Source organism: Pseudomonas sp. TE3-3-F2023 (assembly GCF_036784815.1).
Taxonomy (GTDB): Bacteria; Pseudomonadota; Gammaproteobacteria; order Pseudomonadales; family Pseudomonadaceae; genus Aquipseudomonas; species Aquipseudomonas pudica.
Window position 1 is genome coordinate 3,163,374 of the sequence record NZ_CP145113.1, and the last position, 20,247, is coordinate 3,183,620.

Below are 20,247 nucleotides of genomic sequence, written 5' to 3' on the forward strand. Positions count from 1 at the left end.
AGAGGGGTGCTGCAGTCGACCACAGGATGTGGCAGCCTTTGGCCACCGCTCCAGGTCTGCGGAGGTCACATGTGCCGAGGGTTGTCGATGATCGAGCGCTGCTTTCGCCACGCTTTGCTGTTATTGCCGTGCCTGCTGCTGCCGCTGGTGGCGGTAGCGCACGAGGAATGCCGGCGGCTGACTGCCACCGGTAACCCGGAATACCCCCCCTACCTGTGGCGCGATCCGCAAAACCCCCAGCAACTGATCGGTGCCAATGCCGACCTGCTCAAGTATCTGGCCAAGCAATTGGGGTTGGAAATCGAGGTGGTCTACGGCGGGCCGTGGTCGCGCGCCCAGGAAGAGGTACGCACGGGCCGGATCGACCTGATGGCCGGGTATTTCCTGACCAAGGTCCGCCAGCAACAGATGGACTTCATCACCCCGGCATTTCTGCATACACCCAGCGTTATCTGGGTGCGCCAGGACAATGCCTTTGCCTACCGGCAATGGGCCGACCTGAAGGGCCGCAAAGGTGGCACGCTGGTCAACAACAGCCACGGCCAGCAGTTCGACGACTACGCCAGGACCAACCTCACCCTCGAAGCGGTACCTGGTGCCAGGCAGGCATTCGAGAAGTTGATGCACAAGCGCAGCGATTATGTGGTGTACGAGCAGTATCCCGGCTTGGCGCTGGCGCGCACATTGGGGATTGCCGACACTTTGCAGGTGCTGGAACCACCGATATCCAGCGAAGGGTTGTATCTGGCGCTGTCGCATGATTCGCCCTGCAACCAGCCGCAGCTGCGTGAGGCACTGGCGAAGGAGATGGAAAAGATCGTTGCCGGTGCGTTGCCGGAGCAACTGCTGCAGCAAAACCTGGAGCGTTGGCAATAAATAGCAGCCTGGTATGCGCTCCTACAGGGAGCGGGCCAGCTGTTCGGCTTCCTTGGCCCGGGTCACACTGACTGCGCCGGGCAGGGTGACATCGTTCTTCGCAGCGAGGATCTCGGCCATGACGCTGACGGCAATCTCGGCCGGGGTCTTGCTACCGATATAGATGCCGATAGGACCGTGCAGGCGCTGCAACGACGCTTCGCTTTCGCCAAAGTGTTCGATCAGCCGCTCGCGGCGCAGCTGGCTGTTGCGCCGTGAGCCGATGGCACCGATATAGAACGCCGGGCTGTGCAGGGCTTCGAGCAAGGCCAGGTCGTCCAGCTTGGGGTCGTGGCTGACGGCAACGATTGCGCTGCGCAGGTCCGGGGCGAAGGCGCGGACCACGTCGTCCGGCATGCCGGCCAGGTGGTTGACGCCGGCAACGTTCCAGCCTGCCGTGTACTCGGGGCGCGGATCGCACAGTGAAACGCTGAAGCCATTGAACAGGGCCATGGTCGCCAGGTATTCGGCCAGCGCGCCGGCACCGATCAGCAGCAGGCGATAGCCGGGGCCCAGGGTGCTGAGCATGTGCCGGCCATCGAAACTGAACAGTTCGGGCGTGGTGGTGGCGGTAAGGTTGGTCTCCCCGCTGCGCAGGTCAAGCCCACGGCGTACCAGATTGCCGCCGTCGAGGTCGGCGAGCAGTTGCTCCAGGTGTTGCAGCGACGGGGCGAATTCCAGCACCAGTTCGAGGGTGCCGCCACAGGGCAGGCCGAAGCGGTGCGCCTCGTCGGCACTGACGCCATAGCGCACCACCTGAGGCAGGCCGCCGGGCATGCCGGGGCCGCCGTAGGCATTGGTATAGCGGTGAATGAGGTCGTCCTCGATGCAGCCGCCAGAGACACTGCCGACCACACGGCCGTCGCTGCGCAGGGCCATCATCGAGCCGACCGGGCGGGGGGAGGAGCCCCAGGTGCGGGCGACTGTAGCCAGCAAGGTGCGGTGGCCGGCGGCGAGCCAGTCTCGGGTGGTGCGCAGGACCAGCAGGTCGATGCTTTCCATGGGTACTCCATTAAACCTGATGTTGGCTGGGCCGGCTTCTTCGCGGGCTTGCCCGCTCCCACAGGGACCCCACAGTCCTGAAGGGCGGCGCCATACCTGTGGGAGCGAGCATGCCCGCGAAGAGGCCGGTACAGGCACTACCCATTTCAGCGCATGTGCAAAATGATCGGGCTACTGCTGGCCGGGTCGGTATGCCCACGCAACTTGCCCACCGCCTGCGCATTCACCGCGCCACCATGGTTCCCCCAGGCACTGCGCACGAAACCCAGCACATCGGCAATTTCCTGGTCACTCAATTGCTCACGGAAGGCCGGCATGCGATACGCATCGGGCAACCCGGCCGTCACCACCCGCTGCGAACCATTGAGGGTGATATTGATCGCCGAGGCGTCTTCCTTGGCCAGTGCCGAAGTAGCGCCTGCCAAAGGTGGCATCCATTCGGCCTGGCCCTTGCCATCCAGGCCGTGGCACGACGCACAGCGGGTTACATAGGTATGCCCCCCAGGGCTGTCGAGCAGCGCGGCCGTCGTTTCGGCCTGGTACTGCCACGGCGCACCGTCGCGTTGCGGGTCGCCGGGCAGCGACTTCAGGTAGCGGGCGATGGCGGCCAGGTCGTCGTCACTCATGAATTGCGTGGAGTTGTTGAATGCCTCGGTCATCGAGCCGAATACCACCGCATGCCGATTGCGGCCGGTCTTGAGGAACTGCGCGATCTCGGCCTCGCTCCAGCGACCCAGCCCGGTGTTGGGGTCGGCACGCAGGCTCGGTGCATACCAGCCATCGAGCAGGGCACCAGCGAGGAATGGCTTGCCGCTGTCATCCAGGGCCTTTTCGTTGAAGGCCAGGCCGCGCGGCGTATGGCAGCTGCCACAGTGGCCAGGGCCCTGGACGATGTAGGCACCGCGGTTCCACTGCGCATCCTGCCCGGCCTGATCGGCGTACGGAGCGGTGGCGGCGAACAGGCCGTTCCACATCGCAATGGGCCAGCGCCAGTTCAGCGGCCAGGGAATGTCGCTGGCAAGGTTGGCTTGCTGCACGGGTTGCACGCCGTGCATGAAGAAGGCATACAGCGCCTTTACATCGTCATCGCTCAACTTGGCGTAGGACGGGTAGGGCATGGCCGGATACAGCCGCCGGCCACCAGGCGCGACGCCCTGGCGCACGGCACGGTCGAAGTCGGCCAGGCTGTAGCCACCGATGCCGGTGTCGCGGTCGGGGGTGATATTGGTGGCGTGAATCGCCCCCAGCGGGGTGGCCATTTCCAGCCCGCCGGCGAACGGTTTGCCGTCCGGCAGGCTGTGGCAGGCCACGCAGTCGCTGAGGCGGGCCACGTACTCGCCACGGCTGATCAGCGCCGGGTCGGCAGTGGTGGCCTGCACATCGGCAAATGGCGAGGCGGGCTCGCGGGTGACGTACCAGGCCAGCAGGCCTGCCGCGACCAGGCACGGCAGCGCCAGCCAGCCAGCAGTTCTTGCGAAACGATGGGTCATGGGGCGTCCTTGTCTGCTCAGCTGAAGGTATGGCGGCTCAATGGCAGGCTGCGCACGCGCTGGCCGGTGAGCTGCGCGACTGCGTTGGCCACCGCCGGTGCCACTGCGGGCAACGGTGGCTCGCCGATGCCGCCCATCTTCGCCCCGCTTTCGACAATGCGCACGTGTACCCTGGCCATGCGCGACGGCGGCAGGATCGGGTACAGGTCGTAGTTGCGCGCGCGCGGCTTGCCATCCACGTACACCGCTTCTTCCAGCAGTGTCTGCGACAGGCCCAGGGCGACGGCGCCGTTGACCTGATGCTCGATGATCGCCGGGTTGACGATGCTGCCCGGGTCGATGGCCTGCCAGATGTCGTGCACCTTGACCTGGCCATTCTCGATCGACACCTCGGCAATGACCGCTGCCTCCGAGCCGAACGGCGAGGCCATGGCCACGCCACGCGCCCGCTTGCTGCCATCCTCGGCGGTGAACGGCCCACGCTTCCAGCCGCCGGAAAGCTCTGCGACGGCCTGCAACAGGTTGGTCAGGCGCTGGTTGTCGCGCAGCAGGTGCAGGCGCAGTTCGAACGGGTCCTTGCCGCCTTTGTCGGCCAGCTCGTCGAGGAACGATTCATAGAAGAAGTCGTTCAGCGAGTTGCCCACCGAGCGCCAGTAGCCGAGCATGGCCGGGCCTTTTACATAGATCTGCGCGATGCGCTTGTTGGCGATGGCGTAGGACTTGCCCGACAGCCCTTCGAGCGCGGTAGGGTCGAGTTTTTCGCCTTGCTTGCCAGCGATGGCTTCGGTCGGGCCTTCGGTGGCGCTCACTGCTTCGAGGGCCACCGGCAGGCCATCGGCATCCAGCCCGGCGCGGAACTTGACCACGGCGACCGGGCGCAACACATCGCGGAGAAATTCCTCTTCGCGGCTCCAGATGAGTTTCACCGGCCGGCCGACCGCCTTGGCCAAGGCAATGGCCTGTGGATAGGGATTGGCCGAGTCGTACAGGAAGTGGCGGCCAAAGAAACCGCCCAGCAACGGCGAATGCAGGGTGATCTGCGCCGGGGCCAGGCCGGTGCGTTTGGCAATGTCGTCACGGAACATGTCCGGCGCCTGGTTGGGCAGCCACACTTCCAGGCTGCCGTCCGGGTTGAAGCGCGCCAGTGCCGACGGCGGCTCCAGCTGTGCGTGGTTGAGGTACTGGTTGTGATAGGTTGCTTCGACCCGGGTCTTGGCACTGGCCAGCATGCCGGCTACGTCGCCCTGGTTTTCGTCGTCGCGCGCCGGGCCCGTGACCGTGGCCAGGTGCTCGCGCCAACCATCGCTGGAGAAATCGGCCGGCATCGGCCGTACCGGGCTGTCGGCCGCGGGCTCCTTCCAGTCCACCTGGATGGCTTCGACCGCGCGCTTGGCGTGCCACCAGCGTTCGGCAACCACCGCCACGGCACCCGGCAGCTGATGCACCGAATGCACGCCTTTCATGGCCTTGACCTGGTCTTCGTTGCGCAGGCTGCCGACGGTCATGCCCAGGCGTGGTGCGTGCTGCACGGCGGCGTGGAGCATGCCGTCGACCTTGATGTCGATGCTGTATACGGCCTTGCCGGTGGACTTGTCGTAGGCATCCAGGCGACGTACCGGTTTGCCGATCCAGCGAAACTGGCTGGGGTCGCGCAGCTTGACGCTGGCTGGGTCCGGTACTGGCAGGTCCATGGCGCGCCCGGCCAGTTCACCGTAGGGAATGGAGCGGCCAGTCGTGGTATGTACCACATGGCCCGGCGTGGTGGAGAGTTCTTCGACCGGCACGCCCAGCTGCTCGGCGCCCGCCTGCAGCAGCATGGCCCGGGCGAGGGCGCCCAGGCGGCGCATGGTCGGGTAGCTCATGCGCACCGACATGCTGCCGCCGGTGATGCGCATGCCGTTCTCCATCACTACATAGGCTTCGCCGGGCGGCGCGCTGTCGACCACGAAATTGGCCGGGTCGACGTCCAGCTCTTCACCCACGATCTGCGCCATGGCGGTGAAGGGGCCTTGGCCACCTTCCATGAACGGGCTGAGCAGGCGCACTTTGCCGTCCGGTCGGATCTCCAGAAACGCCGGCACCTGCGTGCCGCGCTCCGGGGTTGCGGCGGCGGCTGCCTGCACGCGGGCCGACCCCATGGGCAGGCCGAAACCCAGTACCAGGGCACCGACAGCCGTGCCGGCAAGAAAGCGCCGACGCGACAGGTTGACCGTTTCGCCCAGTTGCAGCCTGAGCAGTTCGGCGGGGGTATCGACTGGTGTGTTCATCAGGCCTTCTCCCCTTGGGCCAGCTCATGCATGGCGGCATGGATGGCGTTGTAGGTGCCGCAGCGGCACAGGTTGACCATGGCGGCCTCGATCTGGGCGTCACTGGGCTTGGGCGTGTGCTTGAGCAGCGCCGTGGCCGCCATTACCTGGCCGGACTGGCAGTAGCCGCACTGGGCCACCTGGTGCTCGACCCAGGCTGCGACCACGCGTTTGCCGACGGCATCGGCCTCGATCGCCTCGATGGTGGTCACTTCGCGCCCGACCACGCCGGCCACCGGGGTGACGCAGGCGCGCACCACGTTGCCGTCCACCAGCACCGAACAGGCGCCGCACTGGGCCAGGCCGCAGCCATACTTGGTGCCGGTCAGCCCCAGTTCGTCGCGGATCACCCACAGCAGGGGCGTATCGGCGTCTGCCTCGACCTGGTAGGTCTTCTGGTTGATGCGTAGTTCCATGGTTCACCTGCCCGTCAACGGTTGCTGTCGCTTGGTTTCTTCTGATCGGGGAATACGGTGCTCCCCAGTGCAGAAACGCTAGCACAGCGGGGTGACCGCTGGTCTGTTGGCGGGCGCAGGTTCAGAGGATCAGGCAAGCAATTCGGTGAAATGCGCAAGCGGCGATGTGCGCTATCGCCTGTAGGAGCGGCCTTGTGTCGCGATGGGGCGCGCAGCGGCCCCAGGGCAGCATGCAGTATTGTAAGGGGCCGCTTTGCGGCCCATCGCGACACAAGGCCGCTCCTACAAGAAAGCGCATTTGGAGGTGAAGAGGACTTCCGCAGCGAAAACCCGGATAATGCCGGCCAATTTCGTTTTGCACGCTTAAATCACGGTAATCCCCGCATGGAAATCAAGGTCAATTTTCTCGACAATCTCCGTCTCGAAGCCAAGTTCGACGACTTCACGGTGATCGCCGACCAACCGATTCGCTACAAGGGTGATGGCTCGGCCCCGGGGCCGTTCGACTATTTCCTGGCGTCTTCGGCCTTGTGCGCGGCTTACTTCGTCAAGCTGTACTGCCAGACCCGCGACATCCCCACCGAAAACATCCGCCTGTCGCAGAACAACATCGTCGACCCGGAAAACCGCTACAACCAGGTCTTCAAGATCCAGGTCGAGTTGCCCGAGGACATTTCCGAGAAGGACCGCCAAGGCATCCTGCGCTCCATCGACCGCTGCACGGTGAAGAAGGTGGTGCAGACCGGCCCCGAGTTCGTGATCGAAGTGGTCGACAACCTCGATGCCGATGCCCAGGGCCTGCTGATGCCGGTGGCGGACACCAGCACCTATATCCCCGGCAAGGACCTGCCGCTGGAGCAGACCATCGCCAACATGTCGGGCATCCTCGCCGGGCTGGGGATGAAGATCGAGATCGCCTCGTGGCGCAACATCGTGCCCAACGTGTGGTCGCTGCATGTGCGCGACGCCCAGTCGCCGATGTGCTTCACCAACGGCAAGGGTGCGACCAAGGAGGCCGCGCTGGCCTCGGCGCTGGGCGAGTTCATCGAGCGGCTGAACTGCAACTTCTTCTACAACGATCAGTTCTGGGGCGAGGACCTGGCCAACGCGTCGTTCGTGCACTACCCGAACGAGCAGTGGTTCAAACCCGGCCCGCGCGATGCGCTGCCGGCCGAGATCCTCGATGAGCACTGCCTGGCAATCTACAACCCGGACGGCGAGCTGCGTGGCTCGCACCTGTACGACACCAACTCGGGCAACACCGCGCGCGGCATCTGCTCGTTGCCATTCGTGCGCCAGTCCGACCAGCAGGTGGTGTACTTCCCGTCCAACCTGATCGAGAACCTGTTCCTCAGCAACGGCATGAGTGCCGGCAACACCCTGGCCGAGGCGCAGGTGCAGTGCCTGTCGGAAATCTTCGAGCGCGCCGTGAAGCGCGAAATCCTCGAAGGCGAGCTGTGCCTGCCAGATGTGCCGCAGGAGGTGCTGGCCAAGTACCCGGCCATCGTCGCCGGCATCCAGGGCCTGGAAGAGCAGGGCTTCCCGGTGCTGGTCAAGGATGCGTCGCTGGGTGGCGAGTTCCCGGTAATGTGCGTGACCTTGATGAACCCGCGCACCGGCGGCGTGTTCGCTTCTTTCGGCGCCCACCCGAGCCTGGAAGTGGCGCTGGAGCGCAGCCTCACCGAACTGCTTCAGGGCCGCAGCTTCGAAGGTTTGAACGACCTGCCGCAACCGACCTTCGAAAGCCACGCGCTGACCGAACCGAACAACTTCGTCGAGCACTTCATCGATTCCAGTGGCGTGGTGTCGTGGCGCTTCTTCAGCGCCAAGGCCGACTTCGAGTTCGTCGAGTGGGACTTCTCCGGCCACGGCGAGGATTCCAACGTGCAGGAAGCCGCGACCCTGTTCGGCATCCTCGAGGACCTGGGCAAGGAAGTGTACATGGCCGTGTACGACAACCTTGGCGCCACCGCCTGCCGCATCCTGGTACCGGGTTATTCGGAGATCTACCCGGTCGAGGACCTGATCTGGGACAACACCAACCGCGCCCTGTCGTTCCGCGCCGACATCCTCAACCTGCACAGCCTGGACAACCGTTCCCTCAAGCTGCTGCTCAAGCGCTTGGACAACTGCGATGTGGATGACTACACCACCATCACCACGCTGATCGGCGTGGAGTTCGACGAGAACACGGTGTGGGGCCAGCTGACCATTCTCGAGTTGAAGCTGCTCATCTGCCTGGCGGTACAGCGCTTCGAGGACGCCAAGGAGCTGGTCGAGGCGTTCCTGCAGTTCAACGACAACACCGTCGAGCGCGGCCTGTTCTACCAGGCGCTGAACGTGGTGCTGGAAGTGCTGCTGGACGACGAACTGGAAATGGACGATTACGAAGCCAACTTCCGCCGCATGTTCGGTAACCCGCGCATGGACGCGGTGCTGGGCTCGGTGAACGGCAGCGTGCGCTTCCATGGCCTGACCCCGACCAGCATGAAGCTCGAAGGCCTCGATCGCCACCTGCGCCTGATCGAAAGCTACAAGAAGCTGCATGCGGCGCGGGCCAAGTTCGCCGGATAGCCGCAGCGCTCCAACCGCTATCTTGTACTGTCCGTTCTGGCCCAATCGCCGGCAAGCCAGCTCCCACAGGGATAGCACAGCCCTTGAGGCCAGTGCTGTCGAAGTGGGAGTTGGCTTGCCGGCGATTGGGCCGGTAGCCTTCATATAGCGCTTTGTTCTTGTCGCTATCCCCAATCTGTCTTGCCGCTTCGCCTGCCAGGCGCGTAGCGTTTTGCTCCCATCCCCTCGATCCATGGCGCGTTGACCGCCAGAAGGACCTCGGCCGCGCACAACAAGAAGGCGCAGACCATGAGCACTCCTTTGGATACCAATGCCATCAAAGCCCGCCAGCAAGCCGCGTGGGCCAGTGGCGACTACGCGGTAATCGGCACCACCCTGCAACTGGTTGGCGAGCGCCTGGCCGAAGCCTGTGACCTGCGCTGGGACGAGCAGGTGCTGGATGTCGCCGCCGGCAACGGCAATGCCACCCTTGCTGCTGCCCGGCGCGGCTGCCGTGTCACCTCCACCGACTATGTGCCCGAGCTGCTCAAGCGCGGTGAAGAACGCGCGCGGGCCGAGCACCTCAATGTGCTGTTCCAGACCGCCGATGCCGAAGCGCTGCCGTTTGCCGATGGCACTTTCGATGCGGTGCTGTCCACTTTCGGCGTGATGTTCGCCCCCGACCAGGCCCAGGCCGCGCGTGAATTGAGCCGGGTGTGCCGGCCCGGTGGCCGGATCGGCCTGGCCAACTGGACCCCGCAAGGGTTCGTCGGCCAGATGTTCAAGACCCTCGGGCGGCATGTACCGCCACCAGCCGGGGCTCTGCCGCCTTCACGCTGGGGTGATGAAGAACAGTTGCGCGAGATGTTCGAGGGGGCGCTGGGCGAATTGAAGGTCAGCCGCCAGCACTTCAACTTCCGCTATCGCTCGGCAGCGCATTTCATCGAGGTGTTCCGCACCTGGTACGGGCCGGTGCACAAGGCGTTTGCCTCGCTGGAACGGGAGGCGGCCGGGGCGCTGGAACGGGATCTGACTCAGCTGCTGGATGAACGCAATGTGGGCGGACCTAGGTCATTGGTGGTGCCCAGTGAATATCTGGAGGTGGTGATCATCCGGGGTTAGCAGGCGCTCCCTGGAAGCCTGTGCAGGTGGCGGCGGTGACAAGGCTGTTCAGGTTCTTTCAGTTTTTGCACTTGGCCATCACCACCTGGCATGTCCTGGGCGTACCTCCCGAGCGGCTGGCATAACGCATGCAGTTGTTCATTGACTTCTGCCGGGCAACGCTCAGGGTATTGCCCCAGGCCAGGCCGCCCTCGCCAGCCGTGGGCACGGCCTTGGCGAAACAATTGGAACCGATGGCTGGCGTAGCGTATCGGGCCTTGCCGGTTTTGCTGGAGCAGCCAGCGGTGAGCGCCAGGCTGAGAGCGAGCAGGGTAGGCAGAGCCCAGGACATGTCCGGACGAATCGGTTTTCTGCACATGTGATCACCTTCTGCACTGGGCGACGAATGCCTTGCAGGATATTTCATACCAGCGAAGCGGTGAACTATCGCGCCGTCAAGGGGCTCCTTTGCTAAGCGCACCCTGCGCTCACCTGATGGCACAAGCCCATCAGCCTTGGGTCACTGAATGAAAAGGAGGCACCGTGACCGCTTCTGACCATACCCTCTACCGCTGTACGCCCAGCCCGTTGCATGCCCTGTTGCTTGCGGGCAGTGTGCCGTTGTTTCTTGGCGCGCTGCTGAGCGATATCGCCTACTTCAAAAGCTACCAGATCCAATGGAGCAACTTCGCCGCCTGGTTGATCGCCGGTGGCCTGGTGTTCTGCGGGCTGGCACTGCTGTTTGCGCTGGCCAACCTGATCCGCGCCGAGCGCAAGGGCGGGCGCCCTGCACTGTACTTCATGCTGCTGTTGGCGGCCTGGGTGCTTGGGCTGATAAATGCCTTCGAGCATGCCAAGGACGCCTGGGCGGTGATGCCGTCAGGGCTGGTATTGTCGGTGATCGTGACCGTGCTCGCGGTAGTCGCCGCCTGGACCGGCTTGAGCAACCTGCGCTCGGGAGGTGCTGCATGAAGGCATTGCATGCATTGAGCCTGTTGAGCGTGGCGCTGCTGTTGAGTGCCTGCGGTGGTGATGGAGAGCCGACCCAGGCCCATGGCCCGGACCCGAAACTGCCCGAACCCCAGCGCGGTTTGCTGCCGAGCATGAAGATCGCCCAGCCTGTTGCCTGGGGTGAGCAGAAACCGACCGTGCCCGAGGGATACAGCGTCACGGCCATTGCCACTGACCTGCGTATTCCGCGGCAGAGCCTGGTGTTGCCCAATGGTGACATTCTGGTAGCCGAGGGCAGGGGTGGCAGCGCGGCCAAGCTCAAACCCAAGGATGTGATCGCCAGCCAGATCAAGGCCAAGGGCAACACCCAGGTCAAGGGTGGTAACCGCCTGACCCTTCTGCGCGATGCCGACGGGGATGGCACCTACGAGGTGCAGACCGTATTTGCGGAAAACCTCAATGCGCCTTATGGGCTGGCCTTTGCCAACGGCAAGTTGTATGTGGCCAACCAGGATGCGCTGGTGCGCTTCGACTACGAGGAGGGCCAGACCCAGGCAGGCGGCGCACCCACGAAGGTCACCGATTTGCCGGCCGAGATCAACCATCACTGGACCAAGTCACTGACGATCAGCCCGGACGGGCGTTACCTGTACGTGGGTATCGGCTCGAACAGCAATATCACCGAGCGTGGCATGGAAGTGGAAATCGATCGGGCAATGGTATGGCAGGTCGATGCCGAAACCGGTGCGCACCGCCCCTATGCCACGGGCTTGCGCAACCCTACCGCGCTGACAATCCAGCCGCAGACCGGGCAGTTATGGACGGTGGTCAACGAGCGCGACGAACTGGGCCCAGACCTGGTGCCGGACTATCTCACCTCGGTACGTGATGGAGGCTTCTATGGCTGGCCCTACAGCTACTGGGGGCAGAACGTGGATGAACGGGTGCGGCCGCAGAACCCGGACAAGGTGGCGACGGCAATCAAACCGGACTACAGCCTGGGCTCGCATGTGGCTGCATTGGGTGTCGCTTTCTCGATACCGGCCATGGGCGAGCGTTTCGCTGATGGTGTCTTCGTGGGCGAGCATGGCAGCTGGAACCGGCCCGACCCGGTGGGCTACAAGGTGGTCTTCGTACCCTTCAGCAATGGCAAGCCGGCCGGGCAACCAATCGACTTCGCTACAGGCTTCCGTGGCGAGGATGGCAAGACCCGAGGGCGGCCGGTGGGGGTGACGGTGGATCCCCGTGGTGCATTGATCATCGCCGACGACCTGGCCAACACAGTGTGGCGGGTGACGCGTGATCGCTGAGTGATCCACCTGGCTTGCGCGCTCCTGCCGAGGGGGCGCGCAGGGCTTCAGAAGCGGTAGTTGAAGCTGGCTTCCAGCGTACGCGGTGCGCCCGGAGTGATCAGGTCCACTGAACCGTGCGCGGAGGCATAGTAGTCACGGTCGAACACGTTCTTCAGGCGCAGCGCGGCATCCCATTGCGGCACGCTGTACAGCAGCGCGGCGTCGAAGGTGGTGTAGCCCGGCATCACCACCACGTTGTCGAGTGCGGTGTAGCGCTCGTCGACGTAGTTGGCGCCGGCGGCCACGCGCCATTGCGGGGTCAGGGTACGCACCAGCCAGACGTTGGCGCTGTTACGCGGCGTCAGGGTAGGGGTCTGGCCTTCGTTGGCAACGCCGTTGGTCTTGCTGTTGGACTTGGTGATCTCGGCATCCAGGTAGGCGTAGCCAGCGTAGATCTGCCACTTGTCCGTGAGCTGCCCGCTCACGGTGGCTTCGAAGCCGTCGGTACGCTGCTCGCCCGCCAGCACGGTCAGGTTGGGGTTGGCCGGGTCGGCGGTCTTCATGTTGGTGCGCTCGAGGCGGAATACCGCTGCGGTAAGCGACAGGCGGCTGTCGAGCAGGTCCCACTTGGCGCCGATTTCGTAGTTGGTGGTTTCTTCTGGTTCCAGGTGCTGGTTGGTCGGGCTGACCGCGAACACTTCGCCTGAAGGCTGGTAGCTGCGGCTCACCGACACATAGTAGGACTGGATGTTATCCGGCTGGTAGACCAGGCCGGCACGGGGGCTCCAGGTCTTGTCGGTACGGTCGAGGTCTACGTTCTGCGCGCGGTCGTCGTCGTACTCCTGGCCAAAGATGTCATAGCGCACGCCGACCAGGGCCTTCCAGTGCTCGTTCAACTCGATCATGTCCTGCACATAAAGGCCGGTGGTCTGCTGGAAGTTGGTGCCCTTGGACGACAGGTTGGCGGCGTGCTCCGGCACTGGCACCAGGGCGTCGCGGTACACCGGCACCTGGGCCACGTTGTTCTGGCTCAGCACCCGCTGGTGCTTGTCCTGGAAGCCCACTTCCACGCCATACAGCAGGTTGTGCTGCATGCCGGCAAGCTGCGCCTGTTGCTTGAGTTCGGTCTGGTTGAACATGCCGTACTCGTCGCGGGCGACGTTGCCACGGTTGAGCTTGACCAGCAGTTCGCCGTTAGGCGCGGTGACGAAGCGGGTGGGGCTGCTGTCGGCCAGGGTGTTGTTGCGATCCAGGTCGTAGCGGTAATAGCGGCTGGTGTTGGTCAGGGTGAAGTCGTCGTTGATGCGGTAGTCCAGGCTGGCAGTCAGCGAGAACACCTCGCTGCGGGCGTAGTCCTGGTCGGCATCGCCGGAGCCGAAGCGCTTGTCGCGGTCCACATCTACCGGGCGGTTGCCCAGCGCCGGGATGCCGAAGTCGATCAGGCGCTTGTCGTACAGGTAGGTGGCGCCCAGGTTCAGTTCCAGGTCGTCGGAGAGGCGGAAGTAGGCCGACGGCGCAATGGCCTTGCGGTCGATGTAGCCATCGTCGCGGAAGGTGTCGCTGTCTTCGAAGGCGCCGGTCACGCGGTAGGCCTGGTTGCTTTGCGGGTCGGCCCAGCCGGTGTCGAACTGGGTGCGGCGCTTGCCTTCGCTGTCGAAGCTCATGCCGACTTCGCGCTTGGGCGTGAAGCTCGGCTTCTTGCTGATGCTGTTGATCAGGCCGCCCGAAGAGCCACGGCCATACAGCACGGCAGCAGGGCCCTTGATCACCTCGACCCGCTCGATGTTGGAAAGGTCACGGAAGTACAGGGCGTCGTCGCGCACGCCGTCGATGTACATGTCGCCAATGGCGCTGAAGCCGCGAATGGTCACCTGGTCACGCTGGCCGTCGCCGTTGGACAGGCCGACGCCGGGCACGTTCTTCAGCACGTCTTCCATGGACTGCGCACCCTGGTCCTTGATCACGCTTTCAGGCACGACGTTGACGGTTTGCGGGATGTCGCGCAGCGGGGCGTCGATCTTCATGGCGCTGCGGCTTTCGCTGGACTTGTAGCTTTGCTGCTCGTAGGCGCTGGTGACAGCAGTGGCGGGCAAGGCGAGGGAACCCTGCGACTCAGGTTGGACAGCCGCGTGAACAGCAGGCACAACCAGCAGGCCCAGCATGGAAATGGACGCCGGGGCAACAGACTTTTTTGCCATTACAGGTGACTCTTTGTTGTATTTGGAGGTCACGAATAGTAATGATTTGTAAATGTAAAGCAAGTGTAAAGAGTTCGCATTTGCTATTGCAACGGTGCGAGTGGTGAGAAAGCGACAAAACGCGTCGCAAGGGGCAGGGGCCGGCAATGCGCCAGGCAAGGGCTATTCTTGTTGGCGCGTGAACATTTCACGCACCCATCCGGTCTTGATTACATGGAAGCAGGCCTATGAATCCAATTCGCTCTCTCGCTCGTGCTGTTGCCTTTGCCACCCTGGCGTCCGCCGCCAGCTTAACGGTGCAGGCTGCCGGTATTCCCATTGGTAGCGAGGCGCTGGAAAGCCATGTCACCACGCAGGTCACGGCCATCGACCTGGCCAGTCGCCAGGTCACGGTGAAAGGCCCTGACGCCAAGAAGGATGTGACCTTCCAGCTCACGGAAAAGGCCAAGGCACTGCCCAACCTCAAGGTGGGTGACCAGGTCGACATCTACGTGACCCGTGCGGTGGCCTATGTGCTCAATCCCGAGGTGGGCGGTGCACCGAAGGCGACTGAAGAGTCCGGTACCATTCGCGCCACGGCGGACAACCCCAACCCGGGCGGCGAGGCGTTCCGCCAGGTCAGGGTGACCTCGCAGATCAACAAGATCGACCTCGAGACGCATGAAGTGAGCCTGTTACCGCCTGAGGGCAAGCTGCAGGTGGTCAAGGTCGAGAACCCTGACCTGCAGGCACGCATGAAGAACCTCAGGGTCGGCCAGACGGTCGAGGCGATCTACACCGAAGTGCTGCGCGTCGAAACCTCGCGCTGACCATTCATTGGGGCAGGCTAAGGGTTGCCTGCCCATGGCATCGCCTTGCATTGATGCCTTTCAGCTAATCGATGGGGGCCGCCGTGCGCCCCATCGCCGGCAAGCCAGCTCCCATGGAACTGCACATGACTCATTGAATTGGCAGGGACTCTGTGGGAGCTGGCTTGCCGGTGATGGGCTGCGTGATCGTGTATCCATGGGGTGAATGAAGTACGTGCACACTTTCGATTTCCATGGATAAAGGGAAATTTCCGATCATCGCCTGAACATCTGTCACGAATGAGGACTGCCATGTTCAGCAAGACCCTGTGCCTTCTGGTACTTCCCTTTGCCCTGGCGTTGCTTGCCGGTGCCGTGCTGCCGTTCCAGGCTGCGGGTAATGCCGCCGTCGGCCGGGCGCTGGGGCATTGGTTGTGGGGCGCGTTCACGTCATTGACGGTGAGTTCGCTGGTAGTGATCGCCGCGCTGCTGATCCTCAGGGTGCCGGCGCCGGATATGGGCAAGGCCTTGCAGGGGCCCTGGTGGCTGTGGGTTGGTGGGGTACTGGGGGCGTTGTACGTGGCCGGTGCCGCGGCGCTCACCCCCAGGCTGGGTGCGGCGGGGTTCCTGGTACTGGTGGTGGCGGGGCAGATCATCACGGCGGTGGTCGCAGACCACTTCGGGGTGATGGGGTTGGGGGGCAAGCCGCTCAACCTGGCCAGGTTGGCGGGTGTGGTGCTGATCCTCTGCGGCGTGCTGCTGGTGCAGGGTAACTGGGCAGCAGGCACGCCGACCAGTGCCACTGCCGTGGTGAAGCAGCCGGAAGGCTGATCAGCGACCCGGCTGGCTGCACGCCCACACGGTTTCCCGCAGCCAGCGATGCCCGAGGTCGTCGTCCTTGCGACTATGCCAGGCTTGCTGGTAATCGAACGAAGGAATCGCCAGTGGCGGCTCGAACTGGCGCAATGTCTTGTGCTGGTGCAGCGAGCCCACCGCGCGGCTGGCCACTGTCAGGATCAGGTCGGTGCCGGCCAGCACCTCGACCGCCGCACTCCAGTGCGGCAAGGCCAGGGCAATCCGCCGACGCAGGCCCTGCGCGGCCAGGGCGCGCTCGATTTCATCGAAGGCATCCGGGTGCATGGCCATCAGCACATGCGGGCGGGCCAGCCAGTCGGCCAGGGCCAGGCCGCCGCTGGCCGGCAGCACCTGGCGGTCGGCAACGCTGATGAAGCTGTCGGTGAACAGCGGCTGCGCCGTGATGGCCTGTGGCAGGTCCGGGAAGATACCCAGGGCCAGGTCCAGTTCACCATCGAGCAACTGGGCCAGCATGGTTTCGCGGCTGGCCTGGCTGATGGCCAGGTCCACCCCGGGCGCGACATGGCGCAGGTGGCGCAGCAGGGGTGGCAGGATGATCCGCGAGGAATAGTCGGACAGCGAGAGCCTGAAGCGACGCTGGGCCTTGGCCGGCTCGAACTGTGGGGCGGCCAGCAGGCCGTTGAGGTTGCCCAGGGCGTCGTGCAACGGTTTGGCCAGCGATTGGGCGCGGGCGGTCAACGCCATGCGGCCGTTCTGGCGCACCAGCAAGGGGTCGTCGAAGTGCTTGCGCAACTGCGCCAGGGCGTGGCTTACCGCCGGTTGGCTGCGGTGCAGGCGCAGGGCGGCGCGAGTCACATGCTTTTCGCTCAGCAGGGCGTGCAGGGCGAGCAGCAGGTTGAGGTCGATCTTGCGTAGTTCATCCATGGTGCGAATGGTCTTGGTTGAGTCTGGCAGTTTTGATCAGCTTAACAAATGCCCAAGACCGCTTTTATGGAACGACACATGACTTATTGGTTTTAGTGAGGTTCTGTAGGAGCAGCCTTGTGCTGCGAAGAGGCCGGTACAGGCCATAGACAGGCGGCGTCAGTACCGGCCTCTTCGCAGCACAAGGCTGCTGCTACACGGCCAGTTGTTGGGGTTATACTCCCCACCCGTTTCACTGTTATCCGAGTATTCCGATGGGTCTTTCCGCAACCGCAACACCCGAGCCGCGTCGCCTGGGCGCCCCCTTGATCGCCTTGGCCCTGCTGTTGGCCGGTGCCTGGTTCCTCAACCTCAATGCCGGCTTCAAGCAGGTGCTGCTGCTGATCGTTGGCGCCGCGCTTGGCGTGACGCTGTATCACGCCGCCTTCGGCTTCACCTCGGCCTGGCGGGTGTTCATCAACGAGCGGCGCGGCGCGGGCCTGCGTGCGCAGATGGTCATGCTGGCCCTGGCCGTGCTGCTGTTCTTCCCGGCGCTGTCGGCCGGCAGCCTGTTCGGCAACCCGGTCAACGGCCTGGTGGCACCGGCGGGAGTGTCGGTGGTGTTCGGCGCGTTCATCTTTGGCATAGGCATGCAGCTGGGAGGCGGCTGTGCATCGGGTACGCTGTTCACCGTCGGTGGCGGCAATGCGCGCATGCTGGTGACCTTGCTGTTCTTCATCATCGGTTCGGTCACCGCCACCCACCACGCCGACTGGTGGTTCGCCTTGCCATCGTTCCCGGCCACCTCCATCGTGCAGGCGTGGGGTGTGGGGCCGGCGCTGCTGGCCAGCCTGGCGGTGTTCGGGCTGATCGGCTGGGCCACCGTGGTGCTGGAAAAGCGCCGGCACGGCGCGCTGGAAGCGCCTGCCAGCGGCGAACGCCAGGGCTTGCGCCGCTTGCTGCGCGGCCCATGGCCGTTAGTTTGGGGGGCCATCGCCCTGGCCTTGCTGAACTACGCCACTTTGGCGCTGGCGGGGCGGCCGTGGGGCATTACCTCGGCCTTCGCCTTGTGGGGGGCCAAGGCCCTCGATGGCCTGGGCGTTGATGTCGGCAGCTGGGTGTTCTGGCAGGCGCCGGCCAATGCCAAGGCGCTGGCCTCGCCGCTGTGGCAGGACATCACCACGGTGATGGACCTGGGGATCGTGCTGGGTGCGCTGCTGGCGGCAGGCCTGGCCGGCCGCTTTGCCCCAAGCCTGAAGATCCCGCTGGCGTCTCTGGTGGCCGCCATCATCGGTGGCTTGCTGCTGGGTTATGGTTCGCGCCTGGCCTATGGCTGCAACATCGGCGCGTACTTCAGTGGCATCGCCTCGGGTAGCGTGCACGGCTGGCTGTGGCTGGTGGCGGCCTATGCCGGCAACCTGATCGGTGTGCGCCTGCGTCCGCTGTTCTTTGCCGGCGAGCGTCGGCCTGTTGCGCTGAGCGGCTGCTGAAGCACTTAGCCAATTGCTGCAAGGGGTGCAGAAATCATCTGCATCCCGCCTGATTAGCCTGACTCGAACACCCATCCAGCAGGATTCGATCATGGCTACCCGCATCGTTCTCAACAGCACCGGCACTGCCGATGTCATGCAGCTTGAACACTTGTAAGCACAAGTCCCAGGGCCCGGCCAGGTCTGGCTGGTGGCCGATTTCGTGCTGGCCTACCTGCAGGTGGCGTTGGAGGCCGAATATGCCGATCGTTTCGTCGACCTGATCGGCGAGGGTTTCGACGCCGCCATCCGCATTGGCGAGCTGGCTGACAACCGGCGTTGGCATCCTGGCGGGAGGGGACTGGCTGATGGGCGAGGACCTCGCCGCCGGGCGCTTGGTGCGGGTGCTGCCGCAATGGCAGTTGGATGTGGCGGCAGGCATTTACCTGGTACGGCCGACTGCGCGCCTAAACACCGCCGCCCTGGTGGCTTTCAAGGCGTGGCCGGAAGCACGATTCGAGGCCGGCGCACCGTGGCGGCTATAGAATAACTAATTGAATCAGCAGGGACCCTGTGGGAGCGGCTTTAGCCGCGAACACCGGCGTAGCCGGTGCCATGCACCGCGTTGGATTCTTCGCGGCTAAAGCCGCTCCCACAGGGTACGCGGGCCGCTTGCGACAATACAGCCAAGGGCTGGGCAATGGTTTGAGAGCTTTATCGCCTTGCTACGGCATGCTGCACGCACTGCTCGTAATAGGTCTGCTTGATCGCTGCAGGCTTGAGCCGAGAGCGGCTGTTGTAGGTCTGTTCGGTAATACCGAAGGCGGTCATGCGCATCCACGGCTTGGGGAACTTGCGCGCCTGCAGCTTCTTGCGCGTGGCATACAGGGTTACCCCGGAAAGCTTGGCCTGCTGCGCCTCGGCGGCTATCTGCGCGCCCCAGCCGCAAGTGTGGCGATCGTTCTGGCTCAGCGCCCGTGCCTGGGCGCCGAAAGCGAGCGTGGCCAGCAGGCAGCCGGCCATCGTTGCTAGAAGTACTCGCATGTTGCTGTCCTAAGCATCTGAAGGAAAACGAAGTTTGCCTTCACAAGCAGGCACTGGGGGCCAGCAATTTGCCGCCAGACCATGGTCGCTCGCAATTGACTGGTGGCGTGCGAACCAGCGAATAAATACCGCACTGCGTGTATGTGATCGTACAACTGCTTGCGCTATGATGAGCGCTGTCTTTCAAGGTGAAATACAGGGCAATGACAGAGCAGCAGGTACAGGCAAAGACCCGGCGCAAGCCGCGCAGTCTGGCCCAGGAACTGGTCACGGTGCTGACCGAGCGCATTCGCAGCGGCCAGCTCAAGCGCGGCGACAAGCTGCCGACCGAATCGCAGATCATGGCCGAAGAGGGTGTCAGCCGCACGGTGGTGCGTGAAGCGATCTCGCGGCTGCAGGCCGCCGGGCAGGTCGAGACCCGCCACGGCATCGGCACTTTCGTTCTGGACGCGCCGGCCACGGGTGGTTTCCGTATCGACCCGGCGACCGTGGTCACTCTGCGTGAAGTACTGGCGGTGCTGGAATTGCGCATTGCCCTGGAGATCGAATCGGCGGGCCTGGCGGCGCAGCGGCGCAGCGATGAAGAGCTGGCCGGCATGCGTGCGGCGCTGGATGAACTCAACGAAGGGGCTGCCCACGCTACGGATGCGGTGTCGGCAGATTTCCAGTTCCACCTGCGCATTGCCCAGGCCAGCGGCAACCATTACTTCGCCGACATCATCAATCATCTGGGCACCAGCATCATTCCACGTACCCGGTTGAACTCGGCGCGGCTGGCCCGCGATGACCAGGCGCACTACATGAGCCGGCTGATGCACGAGCACGAGGCGATCTACGAAGCCATCGCCCGGCGTGATAGCGAAGGGGCGAAGATGGCCATGCGCATGCACCTGAGCAACAGCCGCGAGCGCTTGCGCCAGGCGCATGAGGAGGCCGAGGCGCAGGGGGCCTGAGGCCTTCGTCGCTTGTGCCGGCCTCTTCGCGGGCGCGCCCGCTCCCACAG

The 20,247-nt window shown here is 64.2% G+C and carries 17 protein-coding genes and 1 pseudogene; 10 read left to right on the forward strand and 8 right to left on the reverse strand.

Translation table 11 applies throughout. From position 1 onward, the window contains the following. Positions 1-87 precede the first annotated feature (87 nt). Positions 88-876 (forward strand): transporter substrate-binding domain-containing protein, encoded by a 789-nt coding sequence (locus V3314_RS14335; protein WP_135003101.1) that lies wholly within the window; start codon positions 88-90, stop codon positions 874-876. Between the two features lie 21 nt (positions 877-897). Here the strand turns inward: V3314_RS14335 and V3314_RS14340 are convergent, their stop codons facing one another. The 4 genes from V3314_RS14340 to V3314_RS14355 form a co-directional block, all read right to left on the reverse strand. Next, entirely contained in the window at positions 898-1,917 is a 1,020-nt protein-coding gene (locus V3314_RS14340) for an XdhC family protein (RefSeq protein ID WP_046615456.1), read from the reverse strand. A gap of 146 nt (positions 1,918-2,063) precedes the next feature. Continuing rightward, positions 2,064-3,407 carry a cytochrome c gene (locus V3314_RS14345; RefSeq protein WP_338459153.1) on the reverse strand — a complete coding sequence of 448 codons (1,344 nt, stop codon included), beginning with the start codon at positions 3,405-3,407 and terminating at the stop codon, positions 2,064-2,066. Between the two features lie 17 nt (positions 3,408-3,424). Continuing rightward, the gene (locus V3314_RS14350; RefSeq protein ID WP_046615454.1) at positions 3,425-5,674 is read right to left on the reverse strand and encodes a molybdopterin cofactor-binding domain-containing protein; all 2,250 of its coding nucleotides are present in this window, start codon (positions 5,672-5,674) and stop codon (positions 3,425-3,427) included. Then, positions 5,674-6,129, reverse strand: coding sequence for a (2Fe-2S)-binding protein (locus V3314_RS14355; RefSeq protein ID WP_338459155.1), 456 nt, complete (start codon positions 6,127-6,129; stop codon positions 5,674-5,676). The genes V3314_RS14350 and V3314_RS14355 overlap by 1 nt, the downstream gene beginning before the upstream one ends. Positions 6,130-6,513: 384 nt before the next feature. Here V3314_RS14355 and V3314_RS14360 point away from each other — a divergent pair, with 384 nt between their 5' ends. Further along, on the forward strand, positions 6,514-8,703 hold the full coding sequence (locus V3314_RS14360) for an OsmC domain/YcaO domain-containing protein (RefSeq protein WP_085599080.1): 2,190 nt from the start codon (positions 6,514-6,516) through the stop codon (positions 8,701-8,703). Between the two features lie 288 nt (positions 8,704-8,991). After that, positions 8,992-9,804: a class I SAM-dependent methyltransferase gene (locus V3314_RS14365; protein ID WP_338459156.1), complete on the forward strand. Its 813-nt coding sequence runs from the start codon at positions 8,992-8,994 to the stop codon at positions 9,802-9,804. 58 nt (positions 9,805-9,862) lie between these two features. On the opposite strand, the gene V3314_RS14370 is transcribed toward V3314_RS14365, so the two are convergent. Then, a complete protein-coding gene (locus tag V3314_RS14370; protein ID WP_108479861.1) occupies positions 9,863-10,162 on the reverse strand; it encodes a hypothetical protein in 300 nt (99 codons plus the stop codon). 164 nt (positions 10,163-10,326) lie between these two features. Between V3314_RS14370 and V3314_RS14375 the strand changes: the two genes are divergently transcribed. Beyond that, positions 10,327-10,755: a DUF2231 domain-containing protein gene (locus V3314_RS14375; RefSeq protein ID WP_108479860.1), complete on the forward strand. Its 429-nt coding sequence runs from the start codon at positions 10,327-10,329 to the stop codon at positions 10,753-10,755. Next, complete coding sequence (locus tag V3314_RS14380) at positions 10,752-12,044, forward strand: sorbosone dehydrogenase family protein (RefSeq protein WP_108479859.1); 1,293 nt, start codon at positions 10,752-10,754, stop codon at positions 12,042-12,044. Before V3314_RS14375 ends, V3314_RS14380 begins: the two co-directional genes overlap by 4 nt. A 47-nt stretch (positions 12,045-12,091) precedes the next feature. On the opposite strand, the gene V3314_RS14385 is transcribed toward V3314_RS14380, so the two are convergent. Beyond that, entirely contained in the window at positions 12,092-14,224 is a 2,133-nt protein-coding gene (locus V3314_RS14385; protein WP_338459157.1) for a TonB-dependent siderophore receptor, read from the reverse strand. 227 nt (positions 14,225-14,451) lie between these two features. Here V3314_RS14385 and V3314_RS14390 point away from each other — a divergent pair, with 227 nt between their 5' ends. Both V3314_RS14390 and V3314_RS14395 read left to right on the forward strand, forming a co-directional pair. Then, complete coding sequence (locus tag V3314_RS14390; RefSeq protein WP_046615446.1) at positions 14,452-15,033, forward strand: hypothetical protein; 582 nt, start codon at positions 14,452-14,454, stop codon at positions 15,031-15,033. Positions 15,034-15,324: 291 nt separating this feature from the next. Beyond that, complete coding sequence (locus V3314_RS14395; RefSeq protein ID WP_046615445.1) at positions 15,325-15,843, forward strand: DMT family transporter; 519 nt, start codon at positions 15,325-15,327, stop codon at positions 15,841-15,843. Here the strand turns inward: V3314_RS14395 and V3314_RS14400 are convergent, their stop codons facing one another. Continuing rightward, entirely contained in the window at positions 15,844-16,752 is a 909-nt protein-coding gene (locus V3314_RS14400; RefSeq protein ID WP_338459158.1) for a LysR family transcriptional regulator, read from the reverse strand. Between the two features lie 254 nt (positions 16,753-17,006). Between V3314_RS14400 and V3314_RS14405 the strand changes: the two genes are divergently transcribed. Then, positions 17,007-18,221 (forward strand): YeeE/YedE family protein, encoded by a 1,215-nt coding sequence (locus V3314_RS14405; protein ID WP_338459159.1) that lies wholly within the window; start codon positions 17,007-17,009, stop codon positions 18,219-18,221. A gap of 175 nt (positions 18,222-18,396) precedes the next feature. Next, positions 18,397-18,745, forward strand: a pseudogene (locus V3314_RS14410) (hypothetical protein); the annotation flags it as partial. A gap of 169 nt (positions 18,746-18,914) precedes the next feature. Here V3314_RS14410 and V3314_RS14415 read toward each other — a convergent pair. Continuing rightward, positions 18,915-19,244 (reverse strand): hypothetical protein, encoded by a 330-nt coding sequence (locus V3314_RS14415; RefSeq protein ID WP_023660807.1) that lies wholly within the window; start codon positions 19,242-19,244, stop codon positions 18,915-18,917. Positions 19,245-19,447: 203 nt separating this feature from the next. Here V3314_RS14415 and V3314_RS14420 point away from each other — a divergent pair, with 203 nt between their 5' ends. After that, entirely contained in the window at positions 19,448-20,197 is a 750-nt protein-coding gene (locus V3314_RS14420; protein WP_046615442.1) for a FadR/GntR family transcriptional regulator, read from the forward strand. The last annotated feature ends 50 nt before the right edge of the window (positions 20,198-20,247 follow it).

Bases quoted from the DNA above. Each gene is read 5' to 3' on its own strand.
- V3314_RS14395 (WP_046615445.1), top strand. From the start codon at position 15,325: ATGTTCAGCAAGACCCTGTGCCTTCTGGTACTTCCCTTTGCCCTGGCG.
- V3314_RS14380 (WP_108479859.1), top strand. From the start codon at position 10,752: ATGAAGGCATTGCATGCATTGAGCCTGTTGAGCGTGGCGCTGCTGTTG.
- V3314_RS14420 (WP_046615442.1), top strand. From the start codon at position 19,448: ATGACAGAGCAGCAGGTACAGGCAAAGACCCGGCGCAAGCCGCGCAGT.
- V3314_RS14390 (WP_046615446.1), top strand. From the start codon at position 14,452: ATGAATCCAATTCGCTCTCTCGCTCGTGCTGTTGCCTTTGCCACCCTG.
- V3314_RS14400 (WP_338459158.1), bottom strand. From the start codon at position 16,752: ATGGATGAACTACGCAAGATCGACCTCAACCTGCTGCTCGCCCTGCAC.
- V3314_RS14335 (WP_135003101.1), top strand. From the start codon at position 88: ATGATCGAGCGCTGCTTTCGCCACGCTTTGCTGTTATTGCCGTGCCTG.
- V3314_RS14360 (WP_085599080.1), top strand. From the start codon at position 6,514: ATGGAAATCAAGGTCAATTTTCTCGACAATCTCCGTCTCGAAGCCAAG.
- V3314_RS14385 (WP_338459157.1), bottom strand. From the start codon at position 14,224: ATGGCAAAAAAGTCTGTTGCCCCGGCGTCCATTTCCATGCTGGGCCTG.
- V3314_RS14370 (WP_108479861.1), bottom strand. From the start codon at position 10,162: ATGTGCAGAAAACCGATTCGTCCGGACATGTCCTGGGCTCTGCCTACC.
- V3314_RS14350 (WP_046615454.1), bottom strand. From the start codon at position 5,674: ATGAACACACCAGTCGATACCCCCGCCGAACTGCTCAGGCTGCAACTG.
- V3314_RS14405 (WP_338459159.1), top strand. From the start codon at position 17,007: ATGGGTCTTTCCGCAACCGCAACACCCGAGCCGCGTCGCCTGGGCGCC.
- V3314_RS14355 (WP_338459155.1), bottom strand. From the start codon at position 6,129: ATGGAACTACGCATCAACCAGAAGACCTACCAGGTCGAGGCAGACGCC.
- V3314_RS14415 (WP_023660807.1), bottom strand. From the start codon at position 19,244: ATGCGAGTACTTCTAGCAACGATGGCCGGCTGCCTGCTGGCCACGCTC.
- V3314_RS14340 (WP_046615456.1), bottom strand. From the start codon at position 1,917: ATGGAAAGCATCGACCTGCTGGTCCTGCGCACCACCCGAGACTGGCTC.
- V3314_RS14345 (WP_338459153.1), bottom strand. From the start codon at position 3,407: ATGACCCATCGTTTCGCAAGAACTGCTGGCTGGCTGGCGCTGCCGTGC.
- V3314_RS14365 (WP_338459156.1), top strand. From the start codon at position 8,992: ATGAGCACTCCTTTGGATACCAATGCCATCAAAGCCCGCCAGCAAGCC.